General features: G+C 67.8%; 16 protein-coding genes. 12 read left to right on the top strand and 4 right to left on the bottom strand.

The annotated features are described in order from the left end of the window. Nucleotides 1–20: 20 nt before the first annotated feature. A complete protein-coding gene (locus tag Rhe02_RS14665) occupies nucleotides 21–1,271 on the bottom strand; it encodes an amino acid ABC transporter substrate-binding protein (protein WP_203908756.1) in 1,251 nt (416 codons plus the stop codon). Nucleotides 1,272–1,455: 184 nt separating this feature from the next. After that, nucleotides 1,456–2,634, bottom strand: coding sequence for a helix-turn-helix domain-containing protein (locus Rhe02_RS14660; protein ID WP_203908755.1), 1,179 nt, complete (start codon nucleotides 2,632–2,634; stop codon nucleotides 1,456–1,458). Between the two features lie 175 nt (nucleotides 2,635–2,809). Here Rhe02_RS14660 and Rhe02_RS14655 point away from each other — a divergent pair, with 175 nt between their 5' ends. From Rhe02_RS14655 to Rhe02_RS14630, 6 genes are all read left to right on the top strand, one after another. Then, nucleotides 2,810–4,123, top strand: coding sequence for a M24 family metallopeptidase (locus Rhe02_RS14655; protein ID WP_239123824.1), 1,314 nt, complete (start codon nucleotides 2,810–2,812; stop codon nucleotides 4,121–4,123). Then, on the top strand, nucleotides 4,116–5,111 hold the full coding sequence (locus tag Rhe02_RS14650; RefSeq protein WP_203908754.1) for a thiamine pyrophosphate-dependent dehydrogenase E1 component subunit alpha: 996 nt from the start codon (nucleotides 4,116–4,118) through the stop codon (nucleotides 5,109–5,111). Before Rhe02_RS14655 ends, Rhe02_RS14650 begins: the two co-directional genes overlap by 8 nt. A 130-nt stretch (nucleotides 5,112–5,241) precedes the next feature. Then, complete coding sequence (locus Rhe02_RS14645) at nucleotides 5,242–6,240, top strand: alpha-ketoacid dehydrogenase subunit beta (protein ID WP_203908753.1); 999 nt, start codon at nucleotides 5,242–5,244, stop codon at nucleotides 6,238–6,240. Nucleotides 6,241–6,249: 9 nt separating this feature from the next. Then, on the top strand, nucleotides 6,250–7,146 hold the full coding sequence (locus Rhe02_RS14640; RefSeq protein ID WP_203908752.1) for a cupin domain-containing protein: 897 nt from the start codon (nucleotides 6,250–6,252) through the stop codon (nucleotides 7,144–7,146). 1 nt (nucleotide 7,147) lies between these two features. Further along, the gene (locus Rhe02_RS14635) at nucleotides 7,148–7,831 is read left to right on the top strand and encodes an SDR family NAD(P)-dependent oxidoreductase (protein ID WP_203908751.1); all 684 of its coding nucleotides are present in this window, start codon (nucleotides 7,148–7,150) and stop codon (nucleotides 7,829–7,831) included. Beyond that, nucleotides 7,828–8,694, top strand: a complete 867-nt coding sequence (locus Rhe02_RS14630; protein WP_203908750.1) for an NAD(P)-dependent oxidoreductase — start codon at nucleotides 7,828–7,830, stop codon at nucleotides 8,692–8,694. Before Rhe02_RS14635 ends, Rhe02_RS14630 begins: the two co-directional genes overlap by 4 nt. Here the strand turns inward: Rhe02_RS14630 and Rhe02_RS14625 are convergent. Further along, the gene (locus tag Rhe02_RS14625) at nucleotides 8,691–10,133 is read right to left on the bottom strand and encodes an amidohydrolase family protein (RefSeq protein ID WP_203908749.1); all 1,443 of its coding nucleotides are present in this window, start codon (nucleotides 10,131–10,133) and stop codon (nucleotides 8,691–8,693) included. The two genes, Rhe02_RS14630 and Rhe02_RS14625, sit on opposite strands and share 4 nt — an antisense overlap. Before the next feature lie 126 nt (nucleotides 10,134–10,259). Further along, on the bottom strand, nucleotides 10,260–10,757 hold the full coding sequence (locus Rhe02_RS14620) for a GbsR/MarR family transcriptional regulator (protein WP_203908748.1): 498 nt from the start codon (nucleotides 10,755–10,757) through the stop codon (nucleotides 10,260–10,262). Nucleotides 10,758–10,827: 70 nt separating this feature from the next. Between Rhe02_RS14620 and Rhe02_RS14615 the strand changes: the two genes are divergently transcribed. The 6 genes from Rhe02_RS14615 (at nucleotide 10,828) to Rhe02_RS14590 (ending at nucleotide 16,052) form a co-directional block, all read left to right on the top strand. Then, entirely contained in the window at nucleotides 10,828–11,724 is an 897-nt protein-coding gene (locus Rhe02_RS14615) for an ABC transporter ATP-binding protein (protein WP_203908747.1), read from the top strand. Beyond that, nucleotides 11,721–13,328, top strand: a complete 1,608-nt coding sequence (locus Rhe02_RS14610) for an ABC transporter permease (RefSeq protein WP_203908746.1) — start codon at nucleotides 11,721–11,723, stop codon at nucleotides 13,326–13,328. Before Rhe02_RS14615 ends, Rhe02_RS14610 begins: the two co-directional genes overlap by 4 nt. Nucleotides 13,329–13,470: 142 nt before the next feature. Next, on the top strand, nucleotides 13,471–14,100 hold the full coding sequence (locus tag Rhe02_RS14605; protein WP_203908745.1) for a D-sedoheptulose-7-phosphate isomerase: 630 nt from the start codon (nucleotides 13,471–13,473) through the stop codon (nucleotides 14,098–14,100). Continuing rightward, nucleotides 14,097–14,315, top strand: coding sequence for a HypC/HybG/HupF family hydrogenase formation chaperone (locus Rhe02_RS14600; protein ID WP_203908744.1), 219 nt, complete (start codon nucleotides 14,097–14,099; stop codon nucleotides 14,313–14,315). The genes Rhe02_RS14605 and Rhe02_RS14600 overlap by 4 nt, the downstream gene beginning before the upstream one ends. Further along, on the top strand, nucleotides 14,308–15,012 hold the full coding sequence (locus Rhe02_RS14595; RefSeq protein ID WP_203908743.1) for a D-sedoheptulose-7-phosphate isomerase: 705 nt from the start codon (nucleotides 14,308–14,310) through the stop codon (nucleotides 15,010–15,012). The genes Rhe02_RS14600 and Rhe02_RS14595 overlap by 8 nt, the downstream gene beginning before the upstream one ends. Beyond that, nucleotides 15,009–16,052, top strand: a complete 1,044-nt coding sequence (locus tag Rhe02_RS14590; RefSeq protein WP_203908742.1) for an NADH-quinone oxidoreductase subunit B family protein — start codon at nucleotides 15,009–15,011, stop codon at nucleotides 16,050–16,052. Before Rhe02_RS14595 ends, Rhe02_RS14590 begins: the two co-directional genes overlap by 4 nt. The last annotated feature ends 42 nt before the right edge of the window (nucleotides 16,053–16,094 follow it).

The following is a 16,094-nucleotide window of genomic DNA, read 5'->3' as shown; positions in this document are numbered from 1 at the left end:
CCACGTTCGGTTGCTGCGGGCTAGGGGCTCGCCGGACCCTGAATCGGCGCGGCAGCACGGCTGGCGGGCCAGACCATGACCCACTGTCCATTTTGGATCTGCTTCAGGCCGAGGTTCGTCGGCCAGAAGTTGTTCATGTTGACGTCAAACGCCAGGTGACCGCTGAACGTGGTGTCCGCGCCGCGGCTGTGCAGCGAGTCGCAGATCGCCTTCTGATCTATCCGGCCGGCGCCTTTGACCCCGGCGACCAGAATCTCCCAGGCATTCCAGCTCGCCGCGGCCTGGGTCTCGAAGACCGGGAACTGCACGCTCGCCGCGGTGGCCTTCGTCTTGAACTCGTCCACAATGGCCTGTGCATCGGCACCTGCCTTGTCTATCAGCGCCTTGTTCGGCTCGAAAATCGACACCGACAGCACGCCCACGCCGTCGGCGCCCAGGCCCAGCAGCGGGCCGGGTGCCGGAAACAGGCTGAAGGTCAGCGGCGGGCGGTAGCCCAGCTGCTTCATCGCGGTAAGCGCGTTGACCGTGTCGACGCCAAGGCTGTTGCTGATAAGCAGATCCGGCTTGGCGTCACGCACCTGAGCCGCGATCGACCCCCAGCTCGACGGGTTCGGCGCGTAATGCGCGTCCACCACGACCTCCAGACCACGCTCCTTGGCGATCGTGATCATTCCGGTCTTGTCGTCGCCGAGCCCGTCCGTGACGAAAGCTGCCGAACCGCTCTGGCTGGTCAAAACGGCGATGCGCTTGGGCGGGCGGGGCAGGGTCGCCACCGCGTCGAGAAGCAGATTGGGCACGAACCGGTTGGGCGTGGTCCCGATCGACCAGGCCGGGAACTGGCAGTCGTAGGTCAGCTGCGGCGCGAGCACCGCAGTATGTTGCGGCATAACGAAGTTGTGCCGTTCCGCCACCGCCATCGCGGAGAGAATGTTCGGGGTGGCGTAGGGCCCCATTATGAGATCGACCTTGTCCTGGCTGATCAGCTGCTCATAGAGCTGGCCCACCTTGGCCTGATCGGACTGGTCGTCCAGCACCTTCCACTGGACCTGACGGCCCAGCAGACCGCCACGCGCATTAAGCCTTTCCAGGAACTGCTCGCCTGCGATCTTGTGGATGAGACCGGTGGCGGCCAAGGAACCCGTCAGCGACAGGGTCGAGCCGACCACGATCGGATTCTGGTTGGTGGTGCTGGGTTCTTTTTTGGTGGTACACGCCGCGACTGCGACGATCGTCAATGTCGCTACGAGCGCAGGCAGAAGACGTCTGTGCACGGAAACTCCCTCCCTGGTTCTGGGCGCTCGTGCGGCATCGCCGACCGCGCGGATCCAACTCCTCAGGGCGGTCGCAGCGCAGACCCACCAGCAGCCCGCAAGGTGACTCGGGACCAGGTGCTGAGGTGAGAGTGTATGGTGCCAGCAGACAGTGTGCAATAGCACTACGCATCGATCGCCGGAACTACCGTTCCGCGACGAACCAGACGCCCATCGCCGGCTCTGTGCCGTGGTTGGCATAGGAATGCGGCGTGGAGCAGTCGAACGACACCGAGTCGCCGGGATTGAGCACATAGGTGTCGAAGCCGAGGGTCAGCGTCAGCTGGCCGGAGAGCACGTGGCCGAACTCCGTTCCAGAGTGGCGCATCAGCACGCCCGCGCCGGAGGAACTCCCGCCGGGCGCGTAGGTGATGCGCAGGAAGTCGATATGGGCGTCGGGCAGCTGGCCCAGCAATTCCCAGGTCACCCCCGAGTCCAGCTGCAACACCTCGCGCTCCCCCGCCGCGACCACCGGCCCGACCCGCCGTTTGCGCTGAAGCTGGCGCAGCCCTTGATTCGCCGCCGAATTCGCCGACCTGTCCGCGGCAGCCAGCGCCCCCGCGGCCGCGGGCAAAGCCGCGATCACCGCCGGATCCAACCCGCCACCCGGCCCAGCCCCCGCCGCTACACCCCTTGCCGCTTCAGCGTTTCCAGCGTTCCCCGCCACGCCGGGCGCACCAGTGTCAAGGCCACCACGGGCCGCGACGTTCCCAGCACCGGCCCCTGCTTGGCCAGACGCACCAACGGCAAGGTCACCCTGGGCGGCAGCGTTCACCCCACCGGCCATCGCTGCGCCAGGCCCACCAGCGTCATGGCCACCATGGGCCGCAATGTTCACCCCACCGGCTCCAGCCGCACCGGGGCGAACGGCGCCACCGGCGGCTGTGTTCACCCCGCCGGCTCCGGCCGGGGCACCACCGGTTGCCGTGTTCACCCCGCCGGCTTCCGCCGCTGCGTGGCCGGGTGCACCGGGGCGAAGGCCGCCGGCCGCGGTGGCGCCGGCGTTCGGGGCACCGATGGCGGCCCGATCGGTGGGCGAAGCGGTTGCTGGGGTTGAGCCGGTGGGCTCGGCAGTGCCGTTGGCGGGGTCGGTGGTGGAACGGCGGGGAGTGCCGGCGCTGAAGACGTCTTCGATGGAGATGTCGAGCGCGGCGGTGAGGGCGTAGAGCGTGCTGACCGAGGGGCTGCTGCGGCCCGTCTCGATCTGGGAGATCAGGCTCGCCGACAGGTCGACCATCCTGGCCAGCCCGCGCACGGTCATGCCGCGCTCCATGCGCGCCTGGCGCAGCCGCTCCCCGATCGGAGGCAATGCCGGTCCGGTCACGGTCGGTGCCGCCCCTCTTCCCACGCTGGTAACTGGCTAACGGTGCACTGTCCGGTACACGGTACCTGTCCGCTGTTACCGCCCGTGTCAGCGTCTTGACGCTCGACTGAACGAAAGACTAGCGTTTTGGTAACCAATACTGAACAGCTCGAACAGTAGCAGAGGGGTGCTGACAGTGGCGATCGGCACATATGGCATGAACGCTGTTGACTGGGAAGAGCGCATCGATCTGGACAGGCTGCGCTCGCAACGGCTTGCCCGCCTCAGCGACGCGCTTGAGCGCTCCGAGCTGGGCGCTGTCCTGGCCTTCGATTTCGCCAACATCCGCTACATGACGGCGACGCATATCGGTACCTGGGCAATGGATAAGTTCATCCGCTTTTCCTTGCTGTGCCGGGGCAGCGAGCCGATCGTGTGGGACTTCGGCTCGGCAGCACGTCATCACCAGCTCTACAACCCTTGGCTCGACGGGCCGAAGCGGGCGCGGGCCGGGATCTCGGTGCTGCGTGGTGCTTTCCATCCCGACGCCGGCATCGCCGAGGAGCTGGCCCGCAAGATCGCCGCCGAGCTGGCCGAGCGCGGCCTGCTCGGAGCGCCGCTCGGCATCGACATCGCGGAGATGCCGGTGCTCTTGGCGCTGCAGCGGGCCGGAATAGAGGTCGTCGACGGACAGCAGCTGTTCCTGGAAGCCAGGCGCATCAAGACCGGTGACGAAATCTCGCTGCTCACCCAGGCCTGCTCCATGGTGGACGCCGCCTATGAGGAGCTCTACGAGTTCCTGCGCCCCGGGGTCAAGGAGAACGAGTGCGTGGCCCTCGTCGCCAAAAAGCTTTACGACCTCGGCAGCGAGTACGTGGAAGGGGTCAACGCCATCTCCGGCGAACGCTGCTCCCCCCACCCACACGTGTACAGCGACCGCCTGATCCGCCCCGGCGACCCGGCGTTCTTCGACATCCTGCACAGCCACATGGGATACCGCACCTGCTACTACCGCTGCTTCGCGGTCGGCAGCGCGTCCCCGGCCATGCGCGACGCCTACGTGCGCTGCCGCGAGTACATGGATCGCGCGATCGCCGCGGTGCGCCCCGGCGCGACGACCGCCGACATCGTCTCGCTGTGGCCGCGGGCCGAGGAGTTCGGCTTCGCCAACGAGGAGGCCGCGTTCGCGCTCCAGTACGGCCACGGCGTGGGCCTGTCCATCTGGGAGAAGCCCATCTTCAGCCGCCTGGTGTCGCTGGACCACCCAGAGGTGCTGGAGGAAGGCATGGTTTTCGCGCTGGAGACCTACTGGCCGGCCAAGGACGGCTTCTCCGCGGCGCGAATCGAGGAGGAGGTCGTCGTGACCGCCGATGGATGCCAGGTGATCACCAAGTTCCCGGCGGAGGAGCTGCTCGTCGCGGGCCGTCGCTATTGGACGGTCGGTGGCCCGCTGCCGCTGAATCGGGAGGCACAGTCCCATCTCAACACCGCGGCAGGGCGCGGTGAGTAGCGCGCCCGCGATCGAGGCGGCCCGGCTGCTCGATCTCTACGAACAGATGGCGGTGATCCGGCGTACCGAGAAAGCCGTCTACGATCTTTTCCTCGCCGGATTGGTGAAGGGCACCACCCATCTGGCCTCCGGCCAGGAGGCGATCGCGGTTGGGGCAAGCGCCGCGCTGCGCCCCGACGACTACGTGTTCGCCACCTATCGCGGCCACCACCATGCGATGGCCCGCGGCGCGAGCCCGCAGGCGTGTCTGGCCGAGCTGATGCAGAAGGCCACCGGCCTGTGCAAGGCCAAGGGCGGCTCGATGCACCTGACCTACGCGGCCGGAAACATGCTCGGCTCCTACGCCATTGTCGGCGCGCACCTGCCGATGGCGGTCGGCACCGCCTGGTCGGCGCGGCTGCGCGGCACCGAGCAGGTGTCGGTCGCGTTCTTCGGTGACGGCGCGACCAACATCGGCGCCTTCCACGAAGCGCTCAACCTGGCGGCGGTGTGGAAGCTGCCGGTCATCTTCGTGTGCGAGAACAACCTCTACATGGAGTACACGCCGATCGGCGCGGTCACCGCCGCTGATCATCCCGCCGCCGATCGCGCGCCGGCGTACAGACTCCCGGCACAGGTCGTCGACGGCAACGATGTGGTTGCCGTGCACGACGCCATGGCCGCGGCGGCGCTGCGCGCGCGGGAAGGCGAAGGCCCCACGGTCATCGAGGCGGAAACCTATCGCCACTACGGTCACAGCCGCACCGATCCGGCCACCTACCGCCCGGCCGAGGAGGTCGAGCGCTGGCTCAAGCACGACCCGCTCGATGTTGCCCGTGCCCGGCTGGAAGCGCTCGGCGTCACTCCCGACGCCATAGGCAAGGTCGACGACCGCGCCAGCGCACAGGTCGCTGAAGCGGTGGCGGAGGCGAAGGCCGCCCCACCGGCCGACATCGCCGAGGCCTTCACCGACGTGTGGGCCGACGGAGGCTCCGCATGGCGCACCTGACAAACCCTTGGCGACACCCGACGGGCAGGCGGCCGAGGCGCCGCACGGCCGCACCCGACAAACCACCGCGACGCCAGATGGGCGGCGGCGGAACTGCCTCGCGGCCGCAGCTGAGAACGGGAGGGATGGCATGGCGAGTGTGAAGGCCGACGCTGGCACGATCAGCTATCGCGAGGCGGTCGCGGAGGGGATTGCCCGCGAGATGCGCCGCGATCCGGCGGTGGTGTGCCTCGGTGAGGACATCGGCGCGGCCGGAGGCGTGTTCAAGACGACGGCTGGGTTGTTCGCCGAATTCGGGCCACAGCGCATCTGGGACACCCCCATCTCCGAGCAGGCCATCGTGGGCGCGGCGATGGGCGCGGCCATGACCGGCATCCGCCCGGTCGCCGAAATCATGTTCTCCGACTTCCTGGCCTGCTGCTGGGATTACCTCGCCAACGAGATCCCGAAGGTGCGGTACATGACCGGCGGCCAGGTCACCGTCCCGCTGGTGATCCGCACGGCCAACGGTGGCGGGCTCGGTTTCGGCGCGCAGCACTCGCAGGCGGTGGAGAACTGGGCGCTGACCATTCCCGGGCTCAAAATCGCCGCGCCCTCCACGCCCGCCGATGTGATTGGGTTGATGGCATCCGCCATCCGCAGCGACGATCCGGTGGTGTTCTTTGAACACAAGGGATTGTTCGCCAGCAAGGGCCTGCTGCCGCCCGAGGGCCACCTCGTCGAGCTGGGCAAGGCGGCCGTGGTCCGGGAGGGCACCGACGTCACCCTGGTCGCGCTCGCCTACACCGTGCCCATCGCCCTTGCCGCCGCGGAAAGGCTTGCCGCCAAAGGAATCTCCACCGAGGTGGTGGACCTGCGCTGCCTCATTCCGATGGACATGACCACCGTGTTGGCCTCGGTGGCCAAGACTTCGCGCCTGGTGACCGTGGAGGAGAACCCGCATCAGGCCGGCTGGGGCGCGACGGTCGTTTCGGTGGTGGTCGACGAGGGCTTCCAGCTGCTCGACGCCCCCGTACGCCGGGTCGCCTCGGCCAATGTCCCGCTGCCCTTCGCCGACGCGCTGGAGGACGAGGTGATGCCCACCGTCGACAAGGTGGTGGCCGCAGCCGAGTCGGTCGCGAACTTCTAGGAGGACTTCATGACACGGCACGTCGTCAAGCGTGCAGCCGAGGCGCAATACTCGCCGCCCGCGGAAGCGCGCGGCGGCGAGGGCCTGACCCGGTGGAGTATCGCGGACGAAACCACCCCTGGCGCGGTACACACGGAATTCTCCATATGCGCCTTGGCTTCCGGCGGTTACGCAGCCACCGCGGTGCAGTCCTACGAGGAATGCTTCTACGTGCTTGAAGGCAATCCTGTCGTGCAGACCCCCGAAGGCGCGACCCGCCTTGGGCCCGGCGATTACGGCCTGCTGCACACCGGTGTGCCACACGAGTGGCGGAACGACGCGGGCGCGGAGCCGGCCCGCTGGGCGCAGATGCGGGCGCCGCAGCCGCGGGCCGCCTACGCATACGACGTCTATAGCGTGCCCACGCTGGCCCGCACCGAGCCGGCCGCCGTCGATCCGCGCGACCCGCGGACCCGTTCGTTCGGGCACATCGAGGCGGTCAACATGGAGGTCGACAAGCAGCGTCAGGAGCTGCTGGCGATGTCCGCGAGCATGCGCACGGCGCTGCTGGTCTACAGCGGCATCACGGTGAAGATGATGGTGGACAGCGATCTCGGGGCCGAGCTGACCACCATGTTCATGGTGCAGTACGAGCCCGCCGGAGTGGCCGGGCCGCACGACCATCCGTTCGAGGAGACCTACCTGTTCCTCGAAGGCGAGGCGGAGGCGGTCTTCGATGGGCAGACCTACCGCCTGGGCGTGGGCGACGTTGCGTTCGCGGGTGTCGGCTGCGTGCACGGTTTCCGCAACGTCGGCGACGGCCCGGTGCGCTGGCTGGAAACCCAGGCACCGCAGCCGCCGGGCCGGCACTCCTACAGGTTCGTCCGCGATTGGGACTACCTTCGTTCTATGACGGAAGGACATTGACATGGCCGATTCGGTGCTCATCGTCGGCGGCACCTCGGGGATCGGCCGGGAGCTGGCCACCCACTACGCCGACCGGGGCTGCAATGTGGTGCTCACCAGCCGCGACGCCGGGCGCGCGGCAAAAGCGGCCGAGGAAATCGGCGGCGCGGTGCAGGGCATCGCGCTCGACCTTTCCCAGCCCCACGACATCGCCGCCAACCTGGCCGGAGTCGGGCCGGTGGATTTCCTCGTGCTCGCCGCGATCGACCGGGACGCCAACACCGTCACGGATTACAGCATCACCGATGCGCTGCATCTGGTGACACTGAAGCTGGTCGGCTACACCGAGGTGGTGCACGCGCTCACCGATCGGCTCACCGGAATGGGTTCGGTTCTGCTCTTCGGTGGCATGGCCCGGGTCCGCCCCTATCCCGGCTCGACCACGGTCAGCTCGATCAACGCCGGGGTACTGGGCATGGTCCGCACCCTGTCGGTCGAGCTGGCGCCCATCCGGGTCAACTCCATCCATCCCGGCATCGTGGGCGACAGCCCGTTCTGGGTCGGCAAGACGCTCGACGCGGTGGTGGCCAACACTCTCACCGGCAAGCTCACCACGATGGCCGAAGTGGTTGGCGCATCGGTCTTCCTGCTGGAGAACGGCAGCGCCAACGGCGTGGACCTGATCCTGGACGGTGGCTGGCGGTGACGGCCGAGTCCGTCGCCGTCGTCGGCACGGGCAGGATGGGGGCGGCGATGGCGGGCCGCCTGCTCGGCGCGGGGCACCGCGTCACCCTCTACAACCGGAGCCCGCAAAGGGCTGCGGCCCTTGGCGCCCCGGTCGCGGCGACCGCGCGTGAGGCCGTGGCGCAGGCTCGGTTTGTGGTCGTGTCGCTGGCCGACGATGACGCTGTCCGCGCTGTCTACTCCGGTGCCGAGGGCATCGTCGCCGGGCTGGGTCAAGGTGCGGTGGTGATGGAGACCAGCACGATTCATCCCGCGACCGTGCGCGAGCTCGCCGCCGCGGTGACCGGCCGGGGCGCCCATCTGCTTGACACGCCGGTCTCGGGCAGCGTCGCGCTGGTGCAGCGCGGTGAGCTGACCGTGCTCGCCGGGGGCGACGGCGACGCTTTAGAGCGGGCTCGGCCGATCCTGGGCGCCTTCGGCAGCCGCATCGCCCACTTAGGAGGGCAGGGCTCCGGCGCCACGATGAAGCTCGTCGTCAACTCGGTGGTGCACGGGCTCAACCAGGCGGTGGCCGAGGCGCTCGTGCTCGCCGAGCGGGCGGGAGTGGATCGGGCCGCGGCGTATGACGTTTTCGCCTCCAGCGCGGTCGCAGCGCCGTTCGTTCAGTACAAACGAGAGGCTTATCTAAATCCCGACACGGCTGCTGTCGCCTTCGCTTTGGAGCTGGTGGCCAAGGACCTTCGGTTGATCGGCGACCTCGCCGGAAGCGTTGGCGCACGCATGCCCCAGCTGGCTGCCAACGCGAGTGTCGTCGAGGAGGCGCTCACGCGCGGCTATGGCGACCGCGACATGAGCGCCCTGGCGAAGCTGCTGCGCGGCGGCTAGGCCGATTCCGGCTGCCAATCAGCCGTGTACTGGTATGGGTTGTGCAGCATCTTCTGCTCGGGAATCTCCGGGTTCATTCCCTGCTGCCACTGCTCCTCGCCCATCTGGCTCACCAGATAGTCGATCGTGCTCGCGACGCCCGCCTTGGCCGCGGCCAGGTCCACGCCGATCAGCTTGTGCTCGTGTTTGGCCAGACGCCCGTTGATGACGACGGTGTGGACGTCGCCACGCTGGGCCTGGTACACGACATGGCCATAGGAATTGATGATGGGTGTCATCGCCGGTGACTGATCGTTCTTGATCAGCACCACGTCGGCTTTCTTGCCCGGCTCCAGGCTGCCCACGATGCCGTCCATCCCCAGCGCCTTGCTGCCGCCGCGGGTGGCCCACTCCACGACCTGCTGTGCCCGCAACGGATGGTGCGTCACGGTTTCGGCTTTGCCATGTGCCTCAAGGTGTTCCCGGGAGCGGTCGGCGCTGAGCGTGGTGCGCATGGCGGTGAACAGGTCGCCGCTCCACCAGACGCTGGTGTCCATGGACAGCGAGATCGGGATGTCGTAGCGGCGCAGCTGCCAGGTGGGTGGGTAACCCTGGCCCGCGCTCTGCTCGCTCTCGGTCGAGATCGAGACCGAGCCGCCGCTGGCCGCTATGCGCTGGTACGAGTCGGCACTCAGCGTCGCAGCATGAACGTAAACGTTGCGAGGTGTCATAAATCCGTGCTCGTGGATGAGACGAATGCTCTCATCGTTGGTAGCGCCCCAAACCCCGGCGTGGGTGGTGACCGCGACGTCCAGCTCCCGCGCCACCTCGAAGGCGGCCTTCTCCGGGAACTCCGGCGTGGCGGGCACGTCGAAGGCCATCTGGAAGCCGAGCATGTCGTTGCCCCCGGACATCCGGCGGCTGACGAAGTCACGGAATTCGGGGGAAGCCGACCACTCCCACGGCCCCTGCTGAATGTTGCCGTAGGCCAGCACGAAACGGCCGAGCGTGGCCTGCAACGCGTCCACCGCGGCATCGGCGTGCTGCACCGTCTGCAGCCCATGCGACCAGTCGACGGTCGTGGTCACCCCGGCATCGATGGCTTCGAGCGCGCCAAGGTAGTTACCCGCGTAGATGTCCTCGGGCCGGAAAAGCTTGCCGTGCTCCAGGTAGTACCAGACGAAATATTGGGTGAGGGTCCAGTCCGCGCCGTAGCCGCGCATGGCGGTCTGCCACATGTGCCGGTGCGTGTCGATCATTCCAGGCATGACGATGCCACCGGAGGCGTCGATCTCGACGGTGCCCTCGGGGACGGACAGGTTCGGGCCCACTTCGGCGATCCGCTCGCCGACCACCAGCACGTCGCCCCGGTTGTGCACGGTGCGGCGGTCATCCATGGTGAGGACGAGTCCGTTACGGAAGACGATCGCGGAGCCAGCCGGACTTGCGGGTTCGCTCATCTGTGCTCCTCATGGAGTCTGTTGTTCAACAGGACGGAACGCTGTGCGCAGTAGCTGAACAGCTCAGATTCTCGACCGGTGTCCAGCAGGTGTCAACAGTGAACAGACTGCTTCCAGAGGTAGGTGTTACTCCGCTTCGGCGGCTTTGGCGGCCTTGACCTCGGCCCACTGCAGCAGCATGCTCGGCATGTTCTCCTGCACCCAGTTGTAGAAGTCGGCCATGCCGGCAAGCCGTGCCCCCGCAATGGTTTTCGGCCCGCCCGCCGCGGCGGCGCCCTGATCGGCGGCGTCGGCGAGGGTCTTGAGGAGCGTCATCTTGGCGATGGTCACTTCGTACCAGGAGTCGTCGACCAGCCGGTAACGGTCACGGCGCGAGCCTGGCACCGGCTCCCGCATCACCATCTGCAGGTGGGTGAGATAGCGGACCGCCCCGGAGATGGCGGCCGGGCTGACGCCCAGCCGGTCGGCGAGCTCACCCGCGCTCAGCGACCGTTCATCGGCGGCCATCAGGGTGAACACCACCCGCCCCGCCATCCGCGGGAAGCCCCAGTCGGCGAGGAGCGCGGCCATGTTCTCCACGAAGCTGCGCAGCGCGACGTCGTCGCGATCGGGTCGCTGTGACATGGCTGGCTCCCTCGTCAAAATTTCGTATGGAACTTTCACAAGTTTGTGAAGTAAGTGTAGCGTCTGAAACATGGAAAATGCCATTTCGGTCTCCGGCCTGACCAAGCGTTTTGGCCAGACCAAAGCGCTTGACGGCCTTGACCTGGCGGTCGCGCAGGGTGAAGTACACGGGTTCCTCGGCCCCAACGGGTCAGGGAAGACCACCACCATCCGTATTCTGCTGGGTCTGCTGCGCGCCGACGGCGGCACGGCCACTCTGCTCGGCGGCGACCCCTGGCGCGACGCGGTCGCCCTGCACCGCCGCCTCGCCTACGTGCCGGGTGATGTCACCCTGTGGCCCAACCTGTCCGGCGGCGAGGTCATCGACCTGCTCGGGCGGCTGCGCGGCGGGCTGAATCCGAAGCGCCGCAAGGAACTGCTGGAGCGCTTCGACCTCGACCCGAAGAAGAAGGGCCGCGCCTACTCCAAGGGCAACCGCCAGAAGGTCGGGCTCATCGCCGCGCTCGCCTCCGACGTGGAGCTGCTGCTGCTCGACGAGCCGACCTCCGGTCTCGACCCGCTGATGGAAGAAGTGTTCCGGCAGGTCATCGCCGAGGAGACGAAGAACAACGGGCGCACGGTGCTGCTCTCCAGCCACATCCTGGCCGAGGTGGAGGCGCTGTGTGACCGGGTGAGCATCATCCGGCTGGGCAAGACGGTGGAAACCGGCACGCTGACCCAGCTGCGCCACCTGACCCGCACCTTCATCTCCGCCGAGCTGGCCACCCCGCCCAACGGTCTGGGCAGCATGGCCGGTGTTCACGATCTGCACGTCTCCGACAACCACGTCAAGCTCCAGGTCGACTCCGCTCAGCTTGACCCGGTGCTGCGCCAGCTCACCTCCCACGGCGTACGCAGTCTGGTCAGCCAGCCGCCAACGCTTGAGGAGCTCTTCCTTCGTCACTACGAGACGGAGCCGGTGAAATGACTGCCTTCACAGGCACCGGCTCGCTGGTGAGACTGATCCTGCGCCGCGACCGCGTGCTCATGCCGATCTGGATGCTGTTCATGGCTGTGCTGCCGTTGAGCCTGGCGTCGGGAACGGCGGCAATCTACAAGACCGATGCCGAGCGCCAGGGTTACATCGACGATCTCGGCAGCAGCCCGATGCTCATCCTGTTCTACGGCCAGAAGCCGAGCGACCCAAACCTCGGCGCGCTCATCTTCTGGCGCTCGGCGACCGGGATCGTCATCATGGCGCTCATCGCCGTGCTGTTCGTCATCCGGCACACCCGGCTGGAAGAGGAGGCCGGCCGCCGCGAGCTGCTCGGCTCGGCGGTGGTCGGCAGGCATGCCGGCCTCACCGCCGCCCTCGTCGCCATCTCGGGCGCCAGCCTCGGCGTCGGAGTGCTTGTGGCGCTTGGCATGATGAGCCAGCAGACACCGGCTTCCGGTGCCTTCGCGATGGGGATGGCGTGGGCGTTCGCCGGCATCATGTTCGGCGCGATCGCCGCGGTGACCGCACAGCTGACCGAGGGTGCGGGCGCGGCCCGGGGCATCGGCATCGGGCTGCTCGGCCTGGCCTTCGCCGTGCGCGGCGTCGGCGACGTGGTCGCGGGCGGATGGGCCTGGCTCTCCTGGATCTCCCCGCTGGGCTGGGTGAACCAGGTCCACGCCTTCACCGACAACCGGTGGTGGGTGTTCGCTCTGGCCATCGTGGCCACGGTTGCTCTGGCCGCCTTGGCTTTGCGCCTGTCGGCTCGCCGTGATGTGGGCGCGGGGCTGTTGCCACCACGCCTCGGCCCAGCCACGGCTGCGCCCAGCCTGAGCAGCCCGCTGGCCCTGGCTTGGCGGCTGCACAAAGGTTCGCTCTACGGCTGGCTGGTCGGTCTGGGCGTGGTCGGCGGGGTGCTCTTTGGCGGGGTGGCCGAAACCTCGACCAAACTTCTGGAGGACAACGAACAGCTCACCGAGATTCTCGCGCGCATCGGCGGCAAGTCCGGCGCGGCCGACATCTTCCTCGCGGGAACCCTCGGCATGGGCGCCACCGCCATCGCCGCCTACGGAATAGCGGCCGCCCTGCGCATGCGCACCGAGGAGGCGAGCCTGCGCAGTGAGCCGCTGCTGGCCGCCAGCGTCAGCCGGATGCGATGGGCCGCAAGCCATCTCGTGTTCGCGTTCCTCGGCCCGACCGTGGTCATGGCGGTGACCGGGCTGTTCGCCGGGCTGGTCTACGGCGCCAGCGTCGACAACATCGGCCGCGAGGTGCCGCGGGTGGTGGGCGGAGCGCTCGTGCAGCTGCCCGCGATCTGGGTGCTGGGCGCGCTCGCGGTGGCCATGTTCGGGCTGCGGCCACGCCTGGCCCCCGCGATCGGCTGGGGTGCGCTGTCGCTGTGCATCGTGCTCGGGCAGATCGGGGCGGCACTGCAGCTGAGCCAGTCGCTGTTGGACGTCTCTCCGTTCACCCACATTCCTCGGGTACCGGGAGGGTCCGTCGCGTTCACCCCGTTGCTCATCCTGACCGCGCTCGCGGTGGCGCTGGCCGCCGTCGGCCTGGCGACCTTCCGCAGGCGCGACATCCCAGTCACCTAGGCGCAGTGGTGAAAGTGGCCGGCCCGAGAACGGGCCGGCCACTTCGCGCTTCAGGCCCCCACGGTAGGCCAATTAGTGACGACACGTGGCTAGATAGTCCGTTTTGGGTGTCCTCATTGTTATTTGTGGCAGCATGCGTTATGTGACGGTGCAGCAGAGTGCGCGGACCGTGGCAGCCGACCTTCTGGCCCGCAGGGACGCGGCTGGAACTTCGCTGGTGGCTGACGCCGCAGCTGTCGCCGAAGCCGGTTACGCGATGGCGCAACGGTTTCACTCCGGCGGCAAGCTGCTGGTCTTCGGCAACGGCAGCGCGAGCACAGACGCGGCCCATCTTGCGGTCGAGTTCATGCATCCGGTGATCGTGGGCAAGCCGGCGCTTCCGGCGATCGCGCTCAACAACGACATCGCCACCGTCACCGGCGTCGCCGGCCGGCGCGGATTCGCCGATGTCTACGCCGACCAGCTGCGGACGCTGGCGTGCCCGTCCGACATCGCGCTCGCGATCTCCGCGGACGGCACCTGTCCCAACGTTTACGCCGGCGTCATCGCCGCCCGCGAGCGCGGTCTGCTGACCGTGCTGCTGACCGGAAACTCAGGCGCCGACGGCAGGCTCGCCGACCACCTGCTGGTCGCCCACGACACCGACCCGGCGGTGGTGAAAGAGGTCCACGTGACCATCTATCACCTGCTGTGGGAGCTGGTCCACCTGCTGCTCGCCGAGCCGGCCGTGCTGCTGCTGGCCAAGCAGGACACCGCGGCGGTGCCGGCATGACCGCCGCCGACTGCCCCGACGACGTCTGCGTGACCTGTTCGGACTATGCCGCGCCCGCCGAGGTGCTGCGGCTGGACGACGCGGAAATGGCCCTGGTGCGCCTTGCCGGCACCGTGCAGCAGGTCAGCGTGGCGCTGGTGGACGCCCGGGTCGGCGACACGGTTCTGGTCCACGCCGGGGAAGCCATCGGGATGGTGGGCGGGCACGATGTCTGAGGTTCAGCGAGCCGGTTTGCAAGCGCTCTATCCGTTCCTGGCCGACGATGGCACACCTGCGGGTTCGCCCGCAGAACGGCATGAAGTGCTTGCCGCCCTGACCGAATCCGTGGCGCGCAAGGCGACAGAAATCGTCGATCTGCGGCGGGAGATGGTGGAGTCCTGCGGCGATCAGCTGGCGGCCTGCGCGCAGGCGATCGCCACCGCGGCCGGGCGGGGCGGGCGGCTGTTCACGTTCGGCAACGGTGGCAGCAGTTGCGACGCCCAGCAGGTCGCCACGATCTTCCTGCACCCGGCGCGCGGCTGGCCCGTACCGGCCATATCGCTGACCAACGACATAGCGCTGGTCACCGCGCTCAGCAACGACGTCGGCTTCGACCTGGTCTTCGCGCGGCAGCTGGCCGCCCTCGCCAAGGCGGGCGATGTCGCTTTCGGGCTGTCCGCCAGCGGCGGCTCCGCCAACGTGGTGCGCGCCTTCGGTGAGGCCCGGCGGCTGGGCATGCTCACGGTCGGTCTGGCCGGTTACGACGGCGGCGCGATGGCCACCGCCGGGCTGGTCGACTTCCTGTTCGTAGTCCCTTCCTCCTCGATTCACCGCATCCAGGAAGTCCAGACGACCCTCTACCACCTGCTCTGGGAACTGACCCAGCGGCAGCTCGTGGCATCAGAGTCTGAAGTTGGAGGTTGCACATCATGACGACGACCACCGATGAAGGTGTGGTGCATCTGCTTTGGATCAACGCGGGGCTCAGCTGTGACGGCGACTCGGTCTCGCTGACCGCCGCCACCCAGCCCAGCATCGAGGAGATCGTCCTCGGGGCGCTGCCCGGGTTGCCCAAGCTCGCCGTGCACTGGCCACTGATCGACTTCGAGTGCGGCCCGGAACAGGGCGCCGACACCTTCATCGAATGGTTCCACAAAGCCGATCGCGGTGAGCTGGGCCAGTTCGTGCTGGTGGTCGAGGGCTCGATCCCGAACGAGTCGATAAAGTCGGCGGGCTATTGGTGCGGGTTCGGCAACAACCCCGAGACCGGCCAGCCGATGACCACCAGCGAGTGGCTGGATCGGTTGGCGCGCAAGGCTTTGGTCGTCGTCGCGGCCGGCACGTGCGCCACCTACGGCGGCATCCACGCGATGGCCGGCAACCCGACCGGCGCGATGGGCGTGCTCGACTATCTCGGCTGGGACTTCACCACCCGGGCCGGTATTCCGGTGGTGTGCGTGCCGGGCTGCCCGGTGCAGCCGGACAACATGTCAGAAACGTTGCTGTATCTGCTTTATCAGGCCACCGGTCAGGCGCCGATGATCCCACTGGATGACGCGCACCGCCCGATGTGGCTGTTCGGCCAGACCGTCCACGAGGGCTGCGACCGGGCGGGCTACTACGAGCAGGGTGACTTCACCCACGAATACGGGTCGCCGAAGTGCCTCGTCAAGATCGGCTGCTGGGGGCCGGTCGTGAAGTGCAACGTCCCCAAGCGAGGCTGGATGAACGGCCTAGGCGGGTGCCCGAACGTCGGCGGCATCTGCATCGGCTGCACCATGCCCGGGTTCCCGGACAAGTTCATGCCCTTCATGGATGAGCCACCCGGAGCGAAGATTTCCACGGCTGCCAGCAGCGTCTATGGCGGTGCGATCCGCAAGCTGCGCAGCGTGACCGCCAAGACCGTTGACCAGGAGCCGAAGTGGCGCCGCCGCGGCACCGAACTGCTCACCGGATATCTCCCTCGGTGGTGATCCGCGCTTTCGAAACTCGGCAATGGTCTCTAGGAGGAACAT

Origin of the sequence: Rhizocola hellebori (genome assembly GCF_016862955.1) — a bacterium.
Classification (GTDB): domain Bacteria; phylum Actinomycetota; class Actinomycetes; order Mycobacteriales; family Micromonosporaceae; genus Rhizocola; species Rhizocola hellebori.
The sequence above is the reverse complement of the archived record's forward strand: the minus strand, read 5'-3'. Positions and strand labels throughout refer to the sequence as shown.